The 15,249-nt window shown below is 68.9% G+C and carries 15 protein-coding genes; 9 read left to right on the top strand and 6 right to left on the bottom strand.

The features are described from left to right. Positions 1–14 precede the first annotated feature (14 nt). Genes VJT49_RS05920 through VJT49_RS05930 form a run of 3 tightly spaced genes read right to left on the bottom strand, consistent with a single transcriptional unit; the run spans position 15 to position 4,206 of the window. Positions 15–2,009, bottom strand: coding sequence for an SDR family oxidoreductase (locus VJT49_RS05920; RefSeq protein ID WP_324163674.1), 1,995 nt, complete (start codon positions 2,007–2,009; stop codon positions 15–17). A gap of 28 nt (positions 2,010–2,037) precedes the next feature. Beyond that, positions 2,038–2,748 (bottom strand): class F sortase, encoded by a 711-nt coding sequence (locus tag VJT49_RS05925; protein WP_324163675.1) that lies wholly within the window; start codon positions 2,746–2,748, stop codon positions 2,038–2,040. A gap of 3 nt (positions 2,749–2,751) precedes the next feature. After that, complete coding sequence (locus VJT49_RS05930) at positions 2,752–4,206, bottom strand: MSCRAMM family protein (RefSeq protein WP_324163676.1); 1,455 nt, start codon at positions 4,204–4,206, stop codon at positions 2,752–2,754. Between the two features lie 196 nt (positions 4,207–4,402). On the opposite strand from VJT49_RS05930, the gene VJT49_RS05935 reads away from it, so the two are divergent. Further along, positions 4,403–5,230, top strand: coding sequence for a Bax inhibitor-1/YccA family protein (locus tag VJT49_RS05935; RefSeq protein ID WP_324163677.1), 828 nt, complete (start codon positions 4,403–4,405; stop codon positions 5,228–5,230). 224 nt (positions 5,231–5,454) lie between these two features. Next, the gene (locus VJT49_RS05940) at positions 5,455–6,222 is read left to right on the top strand and encodes an LppU/SCO3897 family protein (protein ID WP_324163678.1); all 768 of its coding nucleotides are present in this window, start codon (positions 5,455–5,457) and stop codon (positions 6,220–6,222) included. Between the two features lie 48 nt (positions 6,223–6,270). Here VJT49_RS05940 and VJT49_RS05945 read toward each other — a convergent pair whose 3' ends face one another. Continuing rightward, the gene (locus VJT49_RS05945; protein ID WP_324163679.1) at positions 6,271–7,491 is read right to left on the bottom strand and encodes an acetyl-CoA C-acetyltransferase; all 1,221 of its coding nucleotides are present in this window, start codon (positions 7,489–7,491) and stop codon (positions 6,271–6,273) included. Positions 7,492–7,944: 453 nt separating this feature from the next. Then, positions 7,945–8,079, bottom strand: coding sequence for a hypothetical protein (locus tag VJT49_RS05950; RefSeq protein WP_324163680.1), 135 nt, complete (start codon positions 8,077–8,079; stop codon positions 7,945–7,947). A gap of 74 nt (positions 8,080–8,153) precedes the next feature. Here VJT49_RS05950 and VJT49_RS05955 point away from each other — a divergent pair, with 74 nt between their 5' ends. From VJT49_RS05955 to VJT49_RS05980, 6 genes are all read left to right on the top strand, one after another. After that, complete coding sequence (locus VJT49_RS05955; protein WP_324163681.1) at positions 8,154–8,309, top strand: hypothetical protein; 156 nt, start codon at positions 8,154–8,156, stop codon at positions 8,307–8,309. A 345-nt stretch (positions 8,310–8,654) separates the two neighbouring features. After that, a complete protein-coding gene (locus VJT49_RS05960; RefSeq protein ID WP_324163682.1) occupies positions 8,655–10,031 on the top strand; it encodes a cystathionine beta-synthase in 1,377 nt (458 codons plus the stop codon). A gap of 114 nt (positions 10,032–10,145) precedes the next feature. Next, positions 10,146–11,402, top strand: coding sequence for a hypothetical protein (locus VJT49_RS05965; RefSeq protein ID WP_324163683.1), 1,257 nt, complete (start codon positions 10,146–10,148; stop codon positions 11,400–11,402). A gap of 109 nt (positions 11,403–11,511) precedes the next feature. Then, positions 11,512–12,042, top strand: a complete 531-nt coding sequence (locus tag VJT49_RS05970; RefSeq protein WP_324163684.1) for a hypothetical protein — start codon at positions 11,512–11,514, stop codon at positions 12,040–12,042. A 10-nt stretch (positions 12,043–12,052) separates the two neighbouring features. After that, a complete protein-coding gene (locus VJT49_RS05975; RefSeq protein WP_324163685.1) occupies positions 12,053–12,481 on the top strand; it encodes a hypothetical protein in 429 nt (142 codons plus the stop codon). Positions 12,482–12,530: 49 nt separating this feature from the next. Continuing rightward, a complete protein-coding gene (locus VJT49_RS05980; protein WP_324163686.1) occupies positions 12,531–13,691 on the top strand; it encodes a cystathionine gamma-synthase in 1,161 nt (386 codons plus the stop codon). Here the strand turns inward: VJT49_RS05980 and VJT49_RS05985 are convergent. Beyond that, complete coding sequence (locus tag VJT49_RS05985; protein WP_324163687.1) at positions 13,679–13,963, bottom strand: hypothetical protein; 285 nt, start codon at positions 13,961–13,963, stop codon at positions 13,679–13,681. The genes VJT49_RS05980 and VJT49_RS05985 overlap by 13 nt on opposite strands. Positions 13,964–14,040: 77 nt before the next feature. On the opposite strand from VJT49_RS05985, the gene ilvA reads away from it, so the two are divergent. Beyond that, on the top strand, positions 14,041–15,243 hold the full coding sequence (gene ilvA / locus VJT49_RS05990) for a threonine ammonia-lyase (RefSeq protein ID WP_324163688.1): 1,203 nt from the start codon (positions 14,041–14,043) through the stop codon (positions 15,241–15,243). Positions 15,244–15,249 lie beyond the last annotated feature (6 nt).

The raw sequence follows: 15,249 nt of genomic DNA on the forward strand, positions 1-15,249 counted from the left end.
TCACCTGCCTTTTCTCACCAGTGGAAGCCGCGCGTCAGCCGGGCCAGTGCGGTGGCGGCCGCGGACAGGTGGCGCTCGCCCTTGCCGAGCCGAACGCGACCCTGGCCGCCGGCCGCGGTCGAGTCGGGGAAGACCCGGTAGGCCTGGTAGGCGATCGCGTCCACCAGACCCGGCGCGACGGCGTAGGCGGTCTGGATGGCGAACCCGGTCGGCGTGCCGATGTGCTTGGGGCGCTTGAGAAGCGCCTCCATCACCAGGTCCGCCGCCTGGTCCGGCGACTTGGTCGGGAACGCGTCGTAGATCTTGGTCGGCCGGATCATCGGGGTGCGCACCAGCGGCATGTGCACGGTGGTGAACGTGATCCCGGCGCCGTGCGTCTCGGTCGCGGCGATCTTGCTGAAGTAGTCCAGGGCCGCCTTGGACGCGACGTAGGCGGAGAACCGCGGCGCGATGCCCTGCACGCCGATCGACGACACGTTCACGATGTGCCCGAACCGCCGTTCGGTCATATGCGGCAACAAGGCCAGAATCAGGCGGACCGCACCGAAGTAGTTGATCGCCATCGCGCGCTCGTAGTCGTGGAACCGGTCGAACGACAGCTTGATCGACCGGCGGATCGACCGGCCCGCGTTGTTGACCAGCATGTCGATCCGGCCGTGCTCGTCGACCATCTGCTTGACGGCCTTCGACACGGCTTCGGAGTCGGTCAGGTCGACCGGGTACACCGACGCCGACCCGCCCGCCGCGATGATCTCGTCGCGTACCTCCTCGAGTTCGGCCTGCCGCCGGGCGACGAGCAACGGGACGCCGCCCTCGGCGGCCACCTTGAGCGCGGTGGCGCGGCCGATACCGGAGGACGCGCCGGTGATGATCACGCGACGACCGTCGAGTTCGCCGCGCGCACCGTGCGCGCGGGCCCGGAACGGGTCGAGGTGCTCGCGCCAGTAGCGCCACAGCGCGTCGGCGTAGTCCTCGATCCTCGGCACGTCGATACCGCTGCCCGCGAGCACGCGCCGGGTCGCCGCCGAGGCGAACACCGACGGGAACGTGGTGTTCTCCAGCAGCACCGGCGGAATGCCGAGGCGTTCCAGGAAAGCGTCGCGGACGAGCGTGGCCCCTGGCAGGTGTTCGCTCAGCTTCACCAGCTTCAGGAGTCCGCCGGAAAGACGCCGGTCGAGTTCGAAGCCGATCGTCGGCGCCCCGGCCGCGCGGGCGAACGCGTTGTAAACGCATGCCACTGACTGGGGTTCGGGACTCACCAGGTGGAACGCGGTGAAGTCGAATCCCGGCCTGGTGACCAGCGCCAGCAGCGCCTTGGCCACGTAGTCCACCGGAACGATGTTCGTGTCGCCGAGGTCGGCTCCGGGCAGCGGCACGTTCGGTAGCCGCCGCAGCTTGTCGATCGCGGGGAACAGGTAGTAGGGACCGTCGATCTTGTCCGTCTCACCGGTTTCGGAGTGCCCGACCACCACCGCCGGCCGGTACACCCGCCACGGCACGTCGTGCTGCTCGCGGATCAGGCGCTCGGCCTCGAACTTCGTGCGGTGGTAGGCGGTGGGCAGGCGCTGGCCCACGTCGAACATGTCCTCGGTGAAAACGCCGTCATGGTCCCCGGCCACCGCGACCGAGGACACGTGGTGCAGACAGCCGGCCCGGATGTCGGCGGAGAGTTCGATCACGTTCCTCGTGCCGTCCACATTGGCCTTGATGCTGGTCTCGTCGTCCGCGGTGATGTCGTACAGGGCGGCGAGGTGCACGAGGTGGTCGACGTTGCCGCGCAGCTCGTCACGGATCTCGTCGGTGACCCCGAGCCGTTCCGCGGACAGGTCGCCGAGCACCAGCGTGACCCGGCCGGGGTTGGGCCAGCCGCTCACCAGGCTCGCGAGCCGCTCCCTCGACGACTCGCGGACCAGGAGGTACACCCGCTCGGTGTCTTCTGCCTCGAGCAGCAGCCTGGTGAACTGGCGCCCGATCAATCCGGTCGCGCCCGTGACGAGATAACCGGCCATGCGCCATATTGTGCTGTACCGCCCGGCACTAGGTCACGTCGGCGACGACCACGCGGTTCTCGGCGTAGCCCTGTTCGCCCCCGACCCACTCGCCGCCGCAGGTGACCAGCACCAGCCGGTGCGCACCGGTCTGCGCGAACAATTCGCCGGCGCGTTGCGGCAGCTCGTCCTTCTGGAGGCTGAACAGCTGGGAGATCCGGTAGGACGAAAGCTTTCCGCCGCCGTCCACCACGGTCACCGCCTGGCCGATCCGCGCCGTCCACAGTTCCGCGAACGGACCCGTCCGGCCACCCCAGTTGACGTGACCAGCGAGCACGGTGGCTCCGCGCTGCGCGGCCAGGGCGGCGCCCCACCACGCGGCCTGGTCGAGCCGTTGCGGTACGGGCAGGACCCCGTCGACCACGTCCTGCCGTACCAGGTGAGCGACACTGCCGCCGGGTAACCGGACCGTGCCCGGGGCCTGCGCCTGAGTGGTCTGCGTGGCTGCCGCGGGCTCGGTCCTTTCGGCCGGGGTCACCACAGGTGGCGGTTCGGTGGTGGTTCGCGCCGGTGCCGGAACCGGTTCTTCGGTGGCGGCAACGCGGTCCGCGGCGACCGCGGCGGTGTGCGGGCTGCCGTCCACCGTGTTCGTCGGTGGCCACAGCAGGATCGTGGCGAGCAGCCCTTGCACCGCCAGCACGCTTCCGGCGCCCAGGAGGTAGGCCCCGGCCAACCTCCTTCCGCCGCGCCTCGAGAGCATCGATTACTTCCCCAACCGACGCCGTGCCAAGAAGCCGACCAGTGCCGAACCGAGCAGCGCCAACCCGCCCATCGTGGCGAACCCGGCGGGCGAGGTGATCGTGGTGGTCGCGCCCCGCACGGTGATCGACGGCGGTGCCGCACCGGCCGGGATCGCCGTCGGCACCTCGTTGGGCACATTGGACACGGCGAGCGCGAGCGTCTCGCCGGGCTGGACGGTGCCGCACGCCGCGGGCGGGTTGGCCGGGTCGAACGCCTTGTCGTAGCCGTCCGGAGGGCTCACCTCTACAACGCAGATCTCCTGCGGCGTCCGCAGGTTCTCCACGGTCGCCTTGCCTTCGTCGCCGGCGGTGGCCACCACGACCGGCTTGCCGTCGGAACCGGTGAGCACCTTGCCGTCCTGACCCGTCGCGGCGGAGGTCTTGTCCTTGCCGGTCACCCGCAACTGGACACCCGGAATTCCCTTGCCGCTCTTGGCATCCAGCTTGGTGATTCGCACCGCGCCCGGCTTGTTCCGCGCGGTGGTGCCGCCCTGCGCGGTCAGTTGTCGTTCCCCGCCGGTGGCCACGACCCGCTGGACGTCGCCGCGGTCGGGGGCGGGGATCTGCACGCGAGGTTGCTCGGCGGGTGCGGACAGGGTGATCGCCACCTTCGGGTTCGTGCCGGTGGCCGTCACGCGGACGCTCGCGGTTCCGTCGGCATTGGTGGTGACCTTGGTCCTGGTGGTGCCGTCGTCGAGTGCGCCGTCGGTGATCTCGACGGTCACCGGCGCCTTCGTGACGCCCTTGCCCTTGGCGTTGCGCACCTTGATGGTCCAGTCGGCGGCGGTGCCGATGGTCTGGGCGTCCTTCGGCGCGGTGACCTCGGCCGTCCACGGCCCGCGGTTGGCCTCGGCGTCCGCGGTCAGCTCGGCCACCGCCTGTTTCGCGGCGGTCGTGGGCAGGTGGTCGAAGTGGAAGGGCGCGTCGTAGCCGACGTCCTTGAAGCTCCTGTTGGGGTTGAGATCGTCCTTGCCCGGGCGGGGTGCGGCGGTCCATGAGTGCAGCAGGTGCGCGAGCGCGGCGGCCTTGTCATTGTCCGTTGTGTCGCCATAGCGCAGCAGGAGGTAGGAGATGTTGGCGGCGACGTCCGCGGGCAGGTCCTCGCCCCATTTCGTCTTGAGCACGTCGTTGTTGACGTACTTCTCGTCGGTGTCCGGCTCCTTGAGCGCGTAGTTGACGCAGAACACCTGCTTGCCGTCGACCAAATAGGAGCCCAGCCAGTCGTATTTGTCCTCGCGGGTCGAGCCGCCGTAGGGCTGGCCCGGTCGCGCCTGCAGGCCCGTCTGCTCCTTGAACGCCGCTTCGGCCGGGGCCGCGACGGTGACCAGCGCGAACGCGCCCAAAGTGGCCGCGGCCACCACGCTCAGCACTCGAGCCAGTGTTCTTCGTCCACCTTCGGCGGGGAAGCTCTTCAGCATGACAGCCCCTCAGTAGGATCATAGTGACCGAGCAGCCACGTCCTGTGAGCGTCGTCTTGGCAGCGTGTTCCGGCAATCGCCCGAATTACGTATCTTCGACGCGCCATGGGTAAAGTCATCTTTACTTGACCGGGAACTGGTCGGCGGCCCACGCCGTTGGACCTGATGCAGGTGCCAGTAGATCCAGGAGGATCAGGTGCGATCCACAAGCAACCCCGCGTTCCGCAACTTGCCGATCGGTGGCGCGGGACAAGGCCAGTACGGGCCGAACGTAGGTTTCAACCAACCGCTGGGCGGCGGGCCGGGGTACGGCATGCCGCAGGCACCGTCCGGGGCCGGCGACCGGCCGATGACCGTGGACGACGTCGTCATCAAGACCGGGCTGTCCCTGGGCACCGCGCTGATCACCGGCGTGCTCACCGGAATCTGGGCGATCGGCCAGGCGGAGGCTCGCACGCTCGGGTCCGTCGTCGGCGTGCTGGTCGTCTCGATGCTGGTCGGCTTCGGGCTGTCGCTGGTGATGATCTTCCGTCAGAAGCCGAGCGGGCCGATGACGCTGATCTACTCGGCGGCCGAGGGTGTCTTCCTCGGCGCCATCAGCGGCATCTTCGAATATCTGTGGTCGGGCATCGTGCTGCAGGCGATCCTCGGTACCGCCGGGGTGTTCATCGCGATGCTGGTGGTCTACCGGACCGGCGCGGTGAAGGTCACCCCGCGGCTGACCAAGTGGATCATCGGGGCGACCGCGGGCGTGGTCATCCTGATGCTCGTCAATCTGCTGCTCGGCTTCTTCGGCGTGAACATGGGCCTGCGGGACGGTGGGACGCTCGCGATCATCTTCAGCCTCGTGGTGATCGGGATCGCGGCGTTCAACTTCCTGCTCGACTTCGACATGGCCGACCGCATGATCCGCGAGGGCATGCCGGCGAAGTGGGCGTGGTTCGCCGCGTTCGGTCTGATGACCACGCTGGTCTGGCTGTACCTGGAGATCCTGCGACTGCTGTCGTATCTCCAAAACGACTAGCGCCTCGTCATAGGAGGTTGCCCAGGTAATCGTGCGGTCCCCTTCGAGTCGGGGGAACTCGCGGCACGCGAATGGGCAACTCGCGACGGCATGAGGACGCTCGGTAATCAACCGGGCGTCCTCTGTCTTGCTGTTCACTCTTTCGATGGGGTGCCTGCCCGTCCGCTGATCACACCGTGTTGGATGAGACCTCCACATTCGTCTTTCACAGGTGTGAGGTTCGTGTGAGCGTTCCCCCGCAACCCGGGCAGCCCTACGGCACCCCGCCCGGTGGTCAACCCGGCTTTCCCGGGGCTCAGCCGGCGCCCGCCGCCCCGTACGGCGCCCCGTACGTCGGCCAGACCCCGTACGGCCCGCCACCGGGCACGCCGCCAGGAACGCCCCCGGGGCAACCGGGAATGCCACCGGCACAGCCGGGAATGCCGCCGGGGCAGCCGTTCGGCCCGCCGCCGGGCCAGCCGGTCGGTCAGCGGAAGAAATTCACCTGGCTACGGATCACCCTCGTGATCGTCGTGGTGATCGGGCTCGCGATCACCGCCGTCTTTTTCTTCACGAAGTCGCCGGGCAGCGCTTCCGCGGGCGACTGTCTGAGCATCACGGACTTCTCCAGGGGTGGCGACTCGCCGACCAAGGTCGACTGCGGTGACCCGTCGGCGAACGTGAAGGTCGCTCTCCGGCTGGACAGCGCCAGCGCCAGCTGCCCCGGTGACGACGTCTACGACCACTACTCCGTCTCCGGCAAGTACTCCTACAAGCTGTGTCTGATGATCAACGCGAAGCAGGGCGACTGCTTCAGCAACATCACCAGCAGCACCAAGGGTTACCAGCGGGTGGCGTGTACCGACCCCACGGCCGAGGCGGAATTCGTCAAGGTGGTCGACGGCACGGCGAGTGAGTCGGCCTGCGACGGCACGGAGGCCGACGGCGCGATCGTCTACCCGCAGCCGCCGACCACCCTGTGCGGCAAGAAGAAGAACAACAGTTCCACCTGACGTGCCCGGGAACCGGGGCCGCCGGCCGGTCCGGCGGCCCCGGTTTCGTCAGCTCAGCCGCTCGAGGACCATCGCCATGCCCTGGCCGCCCCCGACGCACATGGTCTCCAGCCCGAACTGCTTGTCGTGGTGCTGGAGCGAGTTGATCAGCGTGGTGGTGATGCGGGCGCCGGTCATCCCGAACGGGTGGCCGACCGCGATCGCGCCACCGTTGACGTTCAGCCGGTCCACCTCGATACCGAGATCCTGGTAGGACGGAATGACCTGGGCGGCGAAGGCCTCGTTGATCTCCACCAGGTCCATGTCCGAAATGGACATTCCGGCGCGGCGCAGCGCCTGCTGGGACGCCTCGACCGGGCCGTAGCCCATAATCTCCGGCGACAGCCCCGAGACACCGGTCGACACGATCCTGGCCAGCGGCGTGATGCCCAGTTCCTTCGCCTTCGTGTCGGACATGATGACCAGCGCCGCCGCGCCGTCGTTGAGCGGGCAACAGTTTCCGGCGGTCACCCGGCCGTCCGGGCGGAACACCGGTTTCAGCTGGGAAACCGCCTCCAGGGTCACCCCGGGGCGCGGGCCGTCGTCCTTGCTGACCACGGTGCCGTCGGGCAGGGTCACCGGCGTGATGTCCTTGGCCCAGAACCCGTTGGCGATCGCCTTCTCCGCGAGGTTCTGCGAGCGCACCCCGAATTCGTCCATCTCCTCCCGGGAGACGTTCTTCAAGCGCGCCAGGTACTCCGCGGTCTGGCCCATGGTGATGTAGACGTCCGGGACCTTGCCCTCGGTGCGCGGGTCGGTCCAGGTTTCGGCGCCCTCCGCGGCGACCTGGGCGGTGCGGGCCTCAGCGTCGGCGAACAGTGGGTTGTGCGTGTCGGGCCAGGAATCCGAGCTGCCCCTGGCGAACCGCGAGACCGTCTCGACTCCGGCGGAGATGAACACGTCACCCTCGCCCGCCTTGATCGCGTGCAGTGCCATGCGGGTGGTCTGCAGGCTGGACGAGCAGTAACGGGTGATCGTGCAACCGGGCAGGTGGTCGTAGCCGAGCTGTACCGCCACCACCCGGCCCATGTTGAAGCCGGACTCGCCGCCGGGGAGCCCGCAGCCGAGCATCAGGTCGTCGATGTCGGCCGGGTCCAGCTGGGGAACCTTGTCCAGCGCGGCCCGCACCATCTGCACCGCCAGGTCGTCCGGGCGCGTGCTCACCAGCGACCCCTTGTTGGCCCGCCCTATCGGCGAGCGGGCGGCGGACACGATTACGGCTTCTGGCATGACGGACGCTCCTTCGGGAAGGGGTCTGGGAGTCGCACCCCCAGACAGGGGTAAGCGCATGCTTAGTGGCAGTCTAGTTTTCCCGTCCCTGATGTGAAGTGTGCGGCTGGGAGAGCTCACTTTGTTCGGTCTTCCGCGGCGGGTGCGGCGGGCTCGATTCGGTCAGCGGCCAGTGCCGGCCCGCAGGTCGCGAACGTACTGTTGGTAGTCGTCGTCGCGGCCACAGGCATAGCGCGAAGACGGCTACTCGGGTGATCCGGCTGGGCGGTTCAGGTCCACGTTGCCCGGGAAAGGGCTCTAACGCTCTAACACTGTGAACACTGTGAACACTGTGCACCCGTGGGGTCACCTGGAGCTGAGTAAGGGGTACAGTGATCTTGAAGCTGGCCGATCCGCGGATGCGGCCGGAAGTGAGCCGGGGAACGTGCCCGAGGAAATTCGGGACCTCCGGCTTCACCCCGTCTGGGGTACGGTCGCGATGTCGATCAGGTGCGCACTGGCGATGATCTCCCACGCTTCCCTGTCGCTGTGGTGGTGCGCGGCGACATAGGCCGACGCGATCCAGCCCGCCGGCCACGACAGCGGCAACGATTTCGGGCCGTGCTCGACCGCAGCGCAATGATCTGGCGGGATCGCCGTAGCCGGCCACGGGAACGACGATCGTGACGGTCGCCGTTACCTCGACTCTCCAGCACGACCTCGCGGACCTGCTCGACGTGCTCCAGGCGGGGGGACAGCTCGCACAGCAGAACGCGGCGGGCGTCTTCCCGCCCGCCATCGGTTGTGGTCGTGGTGAGCAGGATCGAGCCGTGCGGTGACGCGGCAGCGATGGCCTCGGCGACGAGCACCCGCCGTTCCGGCTGTTGGTTGCGGTAGTGCCGCGGCACATCGGGCTTGACCTGGAGCGTGGTGAGCACGTCGGTGAGCTTCGGTGGAGGTGGGCACGGCCGCGACCACATGGAGGCGCCGACCGTCGTGCAGGCGGACGCCGGACTCGTCGACGTGCGCGATCATGTCGCGAAACAGTAACGACCAGGCAGGGGAATGATCCCGGCCTGGTGCGGAGTCACCCGCTTGCCGCTATGCGGTGACCAGGGAAAACAGTTGCCTAGACTGGCAGCACCGAAAACCCGCGTTCAATCAGAAACTGCAGGTCACAACCTATGGAATACGCCGAGCACGTGGTCGACCTCGTGGGCGACACCCCGCTGGTCAAGCTGAACTCGCTCACGGAGGGGCTGGCGCCTCTCGTGCTGGTCAAGGTCGAGTACCTCAACCCCGGTGGCAGTGTGAAGGACCGGATCGCGCTGCGCATGGTGGAGGCCGCCGAAGCCGCGGGCGAACTGCCGCCCGGGGGCACGATCGTGGAGCCGACCTCGGGCAACACCGGTGTCGGCCTGGCCATGGTCGCCCAGCGCAAGGGCTACAAGTGCGTGTTCGTCTGCCCGGACAAGGTCAGTGAGGACAAGCGCAACGTGCTCAAGGCCTACGGTGCCCGGGTGGTCGTCTGCCCGACCGCGGTGCCGCCGGAGCACCCGGACTCCTATTACTCCGTGTCCGACCGGCTCGTGCGGGAGATCGACGGCGCCTGGAAGCCCAACCAGTACGCCAATCCGGAGAACCCGGCCAGCCACTACCACTCGACCGGACCCGAGATCTGGCGGCAGACCGACGGCCGGATCACGCATTTCGTCGCCGGTGTCGGCACCGGCGGGACCATCTCGGGCACCGGCAAGTACCTCAAGGAGGTCTCGTCGGGCCGGGTCAAGGTCGTCGGCGCGGACCCCGAGGGCTCGGTCTACTCGGGCGGTACCGGCCGTCCCTACCTGGTCGAAGGCGTCGGCGAGGACTTCTGGCCGCAGACCTACGATTCGTCGATCCCGGACGAGATCATCGCGATCTCCGACGCCGAGTCGTTCCAGTTCACCCGAAGGCTCGCGCTCGAGGAAGGGCTGCTGGTCGGCGGGTCCTGTGGGATGGCGGTCGCGGCGGCGCTGCGGCTGGCGAGCCGGCTCGGCCCGGACGACGTGGTCGTCGTGTTGCTGCCCGATGGCGGCCGCGGCTACCTGGGTAAGGTGTTCAACGACCAGTGGATGTCGTCCTTCGGCTTCCTGCCGCCGGACACCTCCGGCGCGATCGTCGGCGACGTGCTCAGGGCGAAGACCGGGTCGCTGCCCGACCTGGTCCACACCCATCCCAACGAGACGGTCGGGGAAGCGGTCGCGATCCTGTCCGAGTTCGGCGTGAGCCAGATGCCGGTGGTCAGTGCCGAACCGCCGGTGATGGCCGCGGAGGTGGTGGGCGCGGTCAACGAGCGTGACCTGCTGGACGCCCTGTTCACCGGCCGGGCCGCGCCGTCCGACCGGCTGGATAGGCACATGTCACCGCCACTGCCCACGATCGGTGCCAGCGAACCGGTAAGCGCTGCACTGAAAGCGCTTGCCGATGCCGATGGCTCGCTCGTACTCATTGACGGTAAGCCCGCAGGCGTGGTAACGCGGCACGACCTTCTCGCGTTCATGGCAGGTCGCAGAAGCTAAAGGCTGTATCACATCGCTCAATCCGCCCAGGCCGTTACGAGCGGGGGCGTACCGTATCCGATAGCGTGTGCCGCCAGTAGTACGTCTGTCTCTTCAAGGGGGTTCAAGACCCACATGAGCGCTCCGCAGCCACCGAACCAGCCCTGGGGTGGCGGCCAGCCACCGCAGGGCCCGCCGAGTGGTCCCCAGCCGCAACAGGACAACCCGTTCGCTTCGTCGGAGCCGACCCAGGTGGTTCAGCCCGGACAGGCACCGCCCCAAAGCGGTGGCTTCGGCGACACCCCCGAGCCGACCCAGGTGGTTCAACCTGGCCAGGCGCAGGAGGGACAGGGTGAGGCGACGCAACTGGTCCCCCCGGGGATGCAACCCGCGATCCCGTACGCCCCGCCCCCGAGCGCCGCGGACAACCCGGGCGCGTTCGGCCAGCAGCCCCCGCAGGGTTTCGGCCAGCCGGGCGGGTTTCCGCCGCAGCAGCCGGGGCAGTTCGGTCAGCAGCCGCAGCAGGGCTTCGGTGCACCGGGCCAGCCGGGTGGTTTCGGTGGCCCGCCTCCCGGCTTCGGCGCTCCGGGCGGTTACGGCGCGCCGGGTGGTGGTGCCGGTGGCAACGCCCAGCTGTTCGCCTGGATCGCCGCGGGCGCGCTGATCGTGATCGGCTTGCTCACCGCGATCCTCACGCTCACGGTGTGGACGGATGCGGGCAGTGCCGCCAGCGCGTCGTCGAGCTACTGCGACCAGTACTCGGGCACCCTCAAGCAGACATGTGAAGACGCGGTGGGCAGCGCGTCCGAGGCCTCGTCGGTCCCGGGCGCCGCGATCTTCTACTTCATCATGTTGATCCTGGGCGGGCTGGCCACCGCGGCGGCCGGTGTGCTGATCATCCTCAAGCAGAAGTTCGCGCACTTCGTGGCGGTCGGCGGCGGTTTCCTGCTGCTGCTGTTCTCGATCATCTTCGGCGCGCAGTACACCTTCAGCGTCGGCCGGATCGTCACCGACCTGATCCTCGGCATCATCGTGCTGGTCATCGGCGCCCTCGGGTTCTTCCCGCAGACCGCGCAGTTCATCGGCGCGGGCGGTGGCTCGCCGTCGGGTCCCGGTGGTTTCGGTGGCCCACCCGGGGGCGGGTTCCCCGGCCAGCCGGGCGGTTTCGGTCAGCCGGCGCCCTTCGGTCAGCCGGGCGGTTTCGGTCAGCCGGCTCCGTTCGGTCAGCCGGGTGCGCCGTCCAGCGGTGGTTTCCCGCAGCCGGGTGGTCCGAACCCCGGTAGCGGCGGTTTCCCGCAGCCGGGCCAGCCGCAGCCCGGCGTCGCCCCGCCGGGCTTCGGGCAGCGGCCCGGCCAGTACGGTCAACCTGGCCAGCCGCCGCAGCAGTGGTGAGTTGAACCGACGATGCCCCGGCCGCCCGGGGCATCGTTGTTTTTTCCCGAAAACGACGAAACTGCCGCTACAGTAAGTTGGTCGGCCCGCAATCGTCGTTGGGGGCGTTGTGACGAATCCGTTCGGCTCCCCGGTGCGGCGCGACGGGCAACCGGTAGGTCCTCGGACCCCCAGTGGCGTCACCGCCGTTCTCGGCGGACTCGTTGCCCTCGCCCTGGCCGGAGTGCTCGGCTACCTGCCCATCACGGACTTCGTCGACTACGGCATCAGCGATCTGCCCGACCACACCAAGATCTCGGACGCGTTGTACTTCGGGGCGGCGATACTGCTGCTCCTCGGCGCGCTGATGACCTTCTTGCGGCTGCTCGCCGGTTCGGTACTGCTGCTGGCCGGCGGGCTCGCCACGATCGCGGCGGTCGTGGCCGAACCCCTGCTGATCCATCCGTACGCGTTCGTGGAATTCTTCGACCGGGTCTTTCGTTTCGTGCCGAACGCGGCCTTCGTGCGGATCGGCGGGATCGTCGGGGGACCGCTGGTGGTCCTGCTGGCCGCGCAGCCGTCGACGTTCCGGTACCTGCGTTACCGGCCGCCGGACGCCGGCTACGGCCCCCCGTACAGTGGGCCGGCGCGGGGCTGGTAAGCAGATGCCCGTGACACAGCAGCCCCGTGGCGGCGCCACTGGCATTCCGGCGGCCGTGCTCGCCCTGCTGGGCGGGTTGTTTCACCTGATCGGCGTGGCCGGGGGCGCGCTGCTGCTGGCCGGCGACGGCGATCTCGGGCGGGCGCTGCTGACCTTCGTGCTGCACCTGGCCGTGGCCGCGCTGCTGATCACCGGTGGGGTCGGGCTGGTGCTCGCCAAGCCGTTCGGGCGGACGGTCACGATCGTGGGTTCGGCGGTGGCGTTGTTGCTGTATGTGGTGGTGATCCTGCTGGGCGCGCTCGGGATCCACTTCCTCGGCCTGGCCGACAGCGCGCTTCCGCTGGGCTACGTCGTGATTCTCTGTGCGCCCGCCGTTACGACGTTGGTGTTGGCCTGCGCACCACCCACCACACGCTGGGTAACCAGCGGTTGGTCCTGATGGGCCACCCCGCCCGGCGGTGGTCACCCCTAAGGCCTAAATTAGGGGTATGGACAACCTCGGTTTCGAGACTCGTGCCATTCACGCCGGTCAGGAGCCCGATCCGCGGACGGGCGCGGTCATCGTGCCGATCTACCAGACCTCGACCTACGCCCAGGACGGCGTGGGTGGCACGCGTGAAGGTGACTACGAGTATTCACGCACCGCGAACCCGACGCGCACCGCGCTCGAGGAGCAGTTGGCCTCGCTGGAGGGCGCACGGCACGGTCTGGCGTTCGCCTCCGGCATGGCCGCGTCCGACGCGGTGCTGCGGGCGGTGCTGCGGCCGGGCGACCACCTCGTGCTCGGCAACGACGCCTACGGCGGCACGTTCCGGCTGATCGACAAGGTGCTGGCACAGTGGGGGATCGCGCACACCGTCGCCGATCTGTCCAATGTAGACAGAGTGCGGGCCGCGGTGCGGCCGGAGACCAGGCTGATCTGGTGCGAGTCGCCTTCCAACCCGCTGCTGGGCATCGCCGACATCGCCGCGCTGGCCGCCATCGCGCACGACGCCGGAGCACGGCTCGTCGTGGACAACACCTTCGCGACCCCGTACCTGCAGACCCCGCTCGCGCTCGGCGCGGACGTGGTCGTGCACTCCACGACCAAGTATCTCGGCGGGCACTCCGACGTCGTGGGCGGCGCGGTGCTCACCGGCGAAGACGAGCTGCGCGAGCAGCTGTTCTTCCTGCGCAACGCGGCGGGCGCGGTGCCGGGCCCCTTCGACGTGTGGCTCACGCTGCGTGGCATCAAGACGTTGGCGGTCCGCATGGAACGGCACTGCGACAACGCCGAGCTCGTCGCCGAAACGCTGGCGGCGCACCCGAAGGTCGCGAAGGTCTACTACCCGGGCCTGCCCGGGCACCCCGGCCACGAGGTCGCGGCGAAGCAGATGCGCCGGTTCGGCGGCATGGTGTCGTTCCGGCACGCCGACGGCGAGCGGGCCGCGCTGGAGATGTCCGCGCGGACCTCGCTGTTCATCCTCGCCGAGTCCCTGGGCGGGATCGAGTCGCTGATCGAGCATCCGGGCCGCATGACCCACGCGAGCACGAGCGGCTCACTGCTTCAGGTACCCGCGGATCTGGTGCGGCTCTCGGTCGGGATCGAAGACGTGCGCGACCTCGTCACCGACCTTCGCGCCGCGCTGGGCTGGAGTCAGGGCCGGTAGTTGGTGCTGTACTCGGTGACCTGACCCGAGGAATGCGGCACGGACTGCAGACCGGAGAGCTGGGAGGCGTCAACGCAGCCGCCGACCAGTTCGACCCGGTTGTCGTGGCGCACGTACTGGCTGGGTTCGCCGCACCCGGTCCGGTCGACGGTGTAGAACGCGGCTCCGGTGAGTGCCAGTGCCGAGGTGACAGCCGCGACCAGAGGCAGTGCCCCGGCCGAACGAGTGGCGCGCCGGCCAGAGCCGTCGTCCGTTTCGTTCCGCCTTCGCATGGTTACTCCTGATTCCCGATGCCGACCGCGTCCCAGGGTACCTGGACCCCGTTGCGCGGGTGGCATGATCCCGTGTTATGCGACTGGTGAGCCTGCAAGAGATCACCGAGGCGCGTGGTCTGCTCGAGGGGGTCGTCCGAGCGACCCCGATGGAACACGCGCGGGACCTCGAGCGGGTTCACGGCGGTTTGATTCATCTCAAATGTGAAAACTTGCAACGTACTGGCTCGTTCAAGATTCGCGGCGCGTACACGCGGATTCACGGGCTGAGCGAAGAAGAACGGGGGCGCGGCGTCGTCGCGGCGAGCGCGGGTAACCACGCGCAGGGTGTGGCGCTGGCCGCCTCGCTGCTGGGCACGAAGGCGACGGTGTTCATGCCGGACCGTGTGCCGCTGCCCAAACTGGCCGCGACCCACGGTTACGGCGCCGACGTGCACCTCCATGGCGAAGTGTTCGACGAAACCCTCGCCGCGGCCGTCGCGTTCGCGGAGCGTACCGGCGCGGTGTTCATCCACCCGTTCGACCACGCCGACGTGATCGCCGGCCAGGGCACGGTGGGACTGGAACTACTGGAACAGGTCCCCGACGTGGGCACCGTGCTGGTGCCCGCCGGCGGTGGCGGGCTGGTTTCCGGGATCGCGGTCGCGCTGAAGGCCCTGCGCCCGGAAGCCAAGGTCGTCGCCGTGCAGGCGGAGGGCGCCGCCGCCCTCCCGCCGTCACTGGCCAGGGGCAACCCGGTGCGGTTGCCGGAGCCGCACACGATGGCCGACGGGATCGCGGTCGGGCAGCCGGGGGAGATCACCCTCGCTCACGTGGCCGCCCTGGTCGACGGCGTCGTCACTGTCACCGAGGAGTCGCTGTCCAGGGCCGTGCTGCTGTGTCTGGAGCGCCGGAAGCTCGTCGTGGAACCGGCGGGTGCGGCCGCGGTCGCCGCACTGCTGCAGCATCGGGGCACCTTCCGGCCGCCGATCGTCGGCGTGCTGTCCGGCGGCAACGTGGACCCGTTGCTGTTGCTGCAGATCATCCGGCACGGCATGACCGCGGGCGGGCGTTACCTGGCGCTCCGGCTACGCGTGCCCGACCGGCCGGGCGTGCTCGCGGCCGTGCTGTCACGGATCAGTGAACTCGGCGCGAACGTACTCGACGTCGAGCACCGCCGGATTTCCGGCGCGCTGGCGCTCGGCGAGGTCGAGGTGTCGCTGAGTCTGGAGACTCGCGGCCCTTCTCACTGCGCCGAGCTGACGACCGAACTGCAACGCGCCGGATTCACGGTTTTTTAGCCCAGC

This window comes from Amycolatopsis sp., assembly GCF_035276945.1.
Lineage (GTDB): Bacteria > Actinomycetota > Actinomycetes > Mycobacteriales > Pseudonocardiaceae > Amycolatopsis_E.

Bases quoted from the DNA above. Each gene is read 5' to 3' on its own strand.
- VJT49_RS05920 (WP_324163674.1), bottom strand. From the start codon at position 2,009: ATGGCCGGTTATCTCGTCACGGGCGCGACCGGATTGATCGGGCGCCAG.
- VJT49_RS05925 (WP_324163675.1), bottom strand. From the start codon at position 2,748: ATGCTCTCGAGGCGCGGCGGAAGGAGGTTGGCCGGGGCCTACCTCCTG.
- VJT49_RS05930 (WP_324163676.1), bottom strand. From the start codon at position 4,206: ATGCTGAAGAGCTTCCCCGCCGAAGGTGGACGAAGAACACTGGCTCGA.
- VJT49_RS05945 (WP_324163679.1), bottom strand. From the start codon at position 7,491: ATGCCAGAAGCCGTAATCGTGTCCGCCGCCCGCTCGCCGATAGGGCGG.
- VJT49_RS05960 (WP_324163682.1), top strand. From the start codon at position 8,655: ATGGAATACGCCGAGCACGTGGTCGACCTCGTGGGCGACACCCCGCTG.
- VJT49_RS05965 (WP_324163683.1), top strand. From the start codon at position 10,146: ATGAGCGCTCCGCAGCCACCGAACCAGCCCTGGGGTGGCGGCCAGCCA.
- VJT49_RS05980 (WP_324163686.1), top strand. From the start codon at position 12,531: ATGGACAACCTCGGTTTCGAGACTCGTGCCATTCACGCCGGTCAGGAG.
- VJT49_RS05985 (WP_324163687.1), bottom strand. From the start codon at position 13,963: ATGCGAAGGCGGAACGAAACGGACGACGGCTCTGGCCGGCGCGCCACT.
- ilvA (WP_324163688.1), top strand. From the start codon at position 14,041: ATGCGACTGGTGAGCCTGCAAGAGATCACCGAGGCGCGTGGTCTGCTC.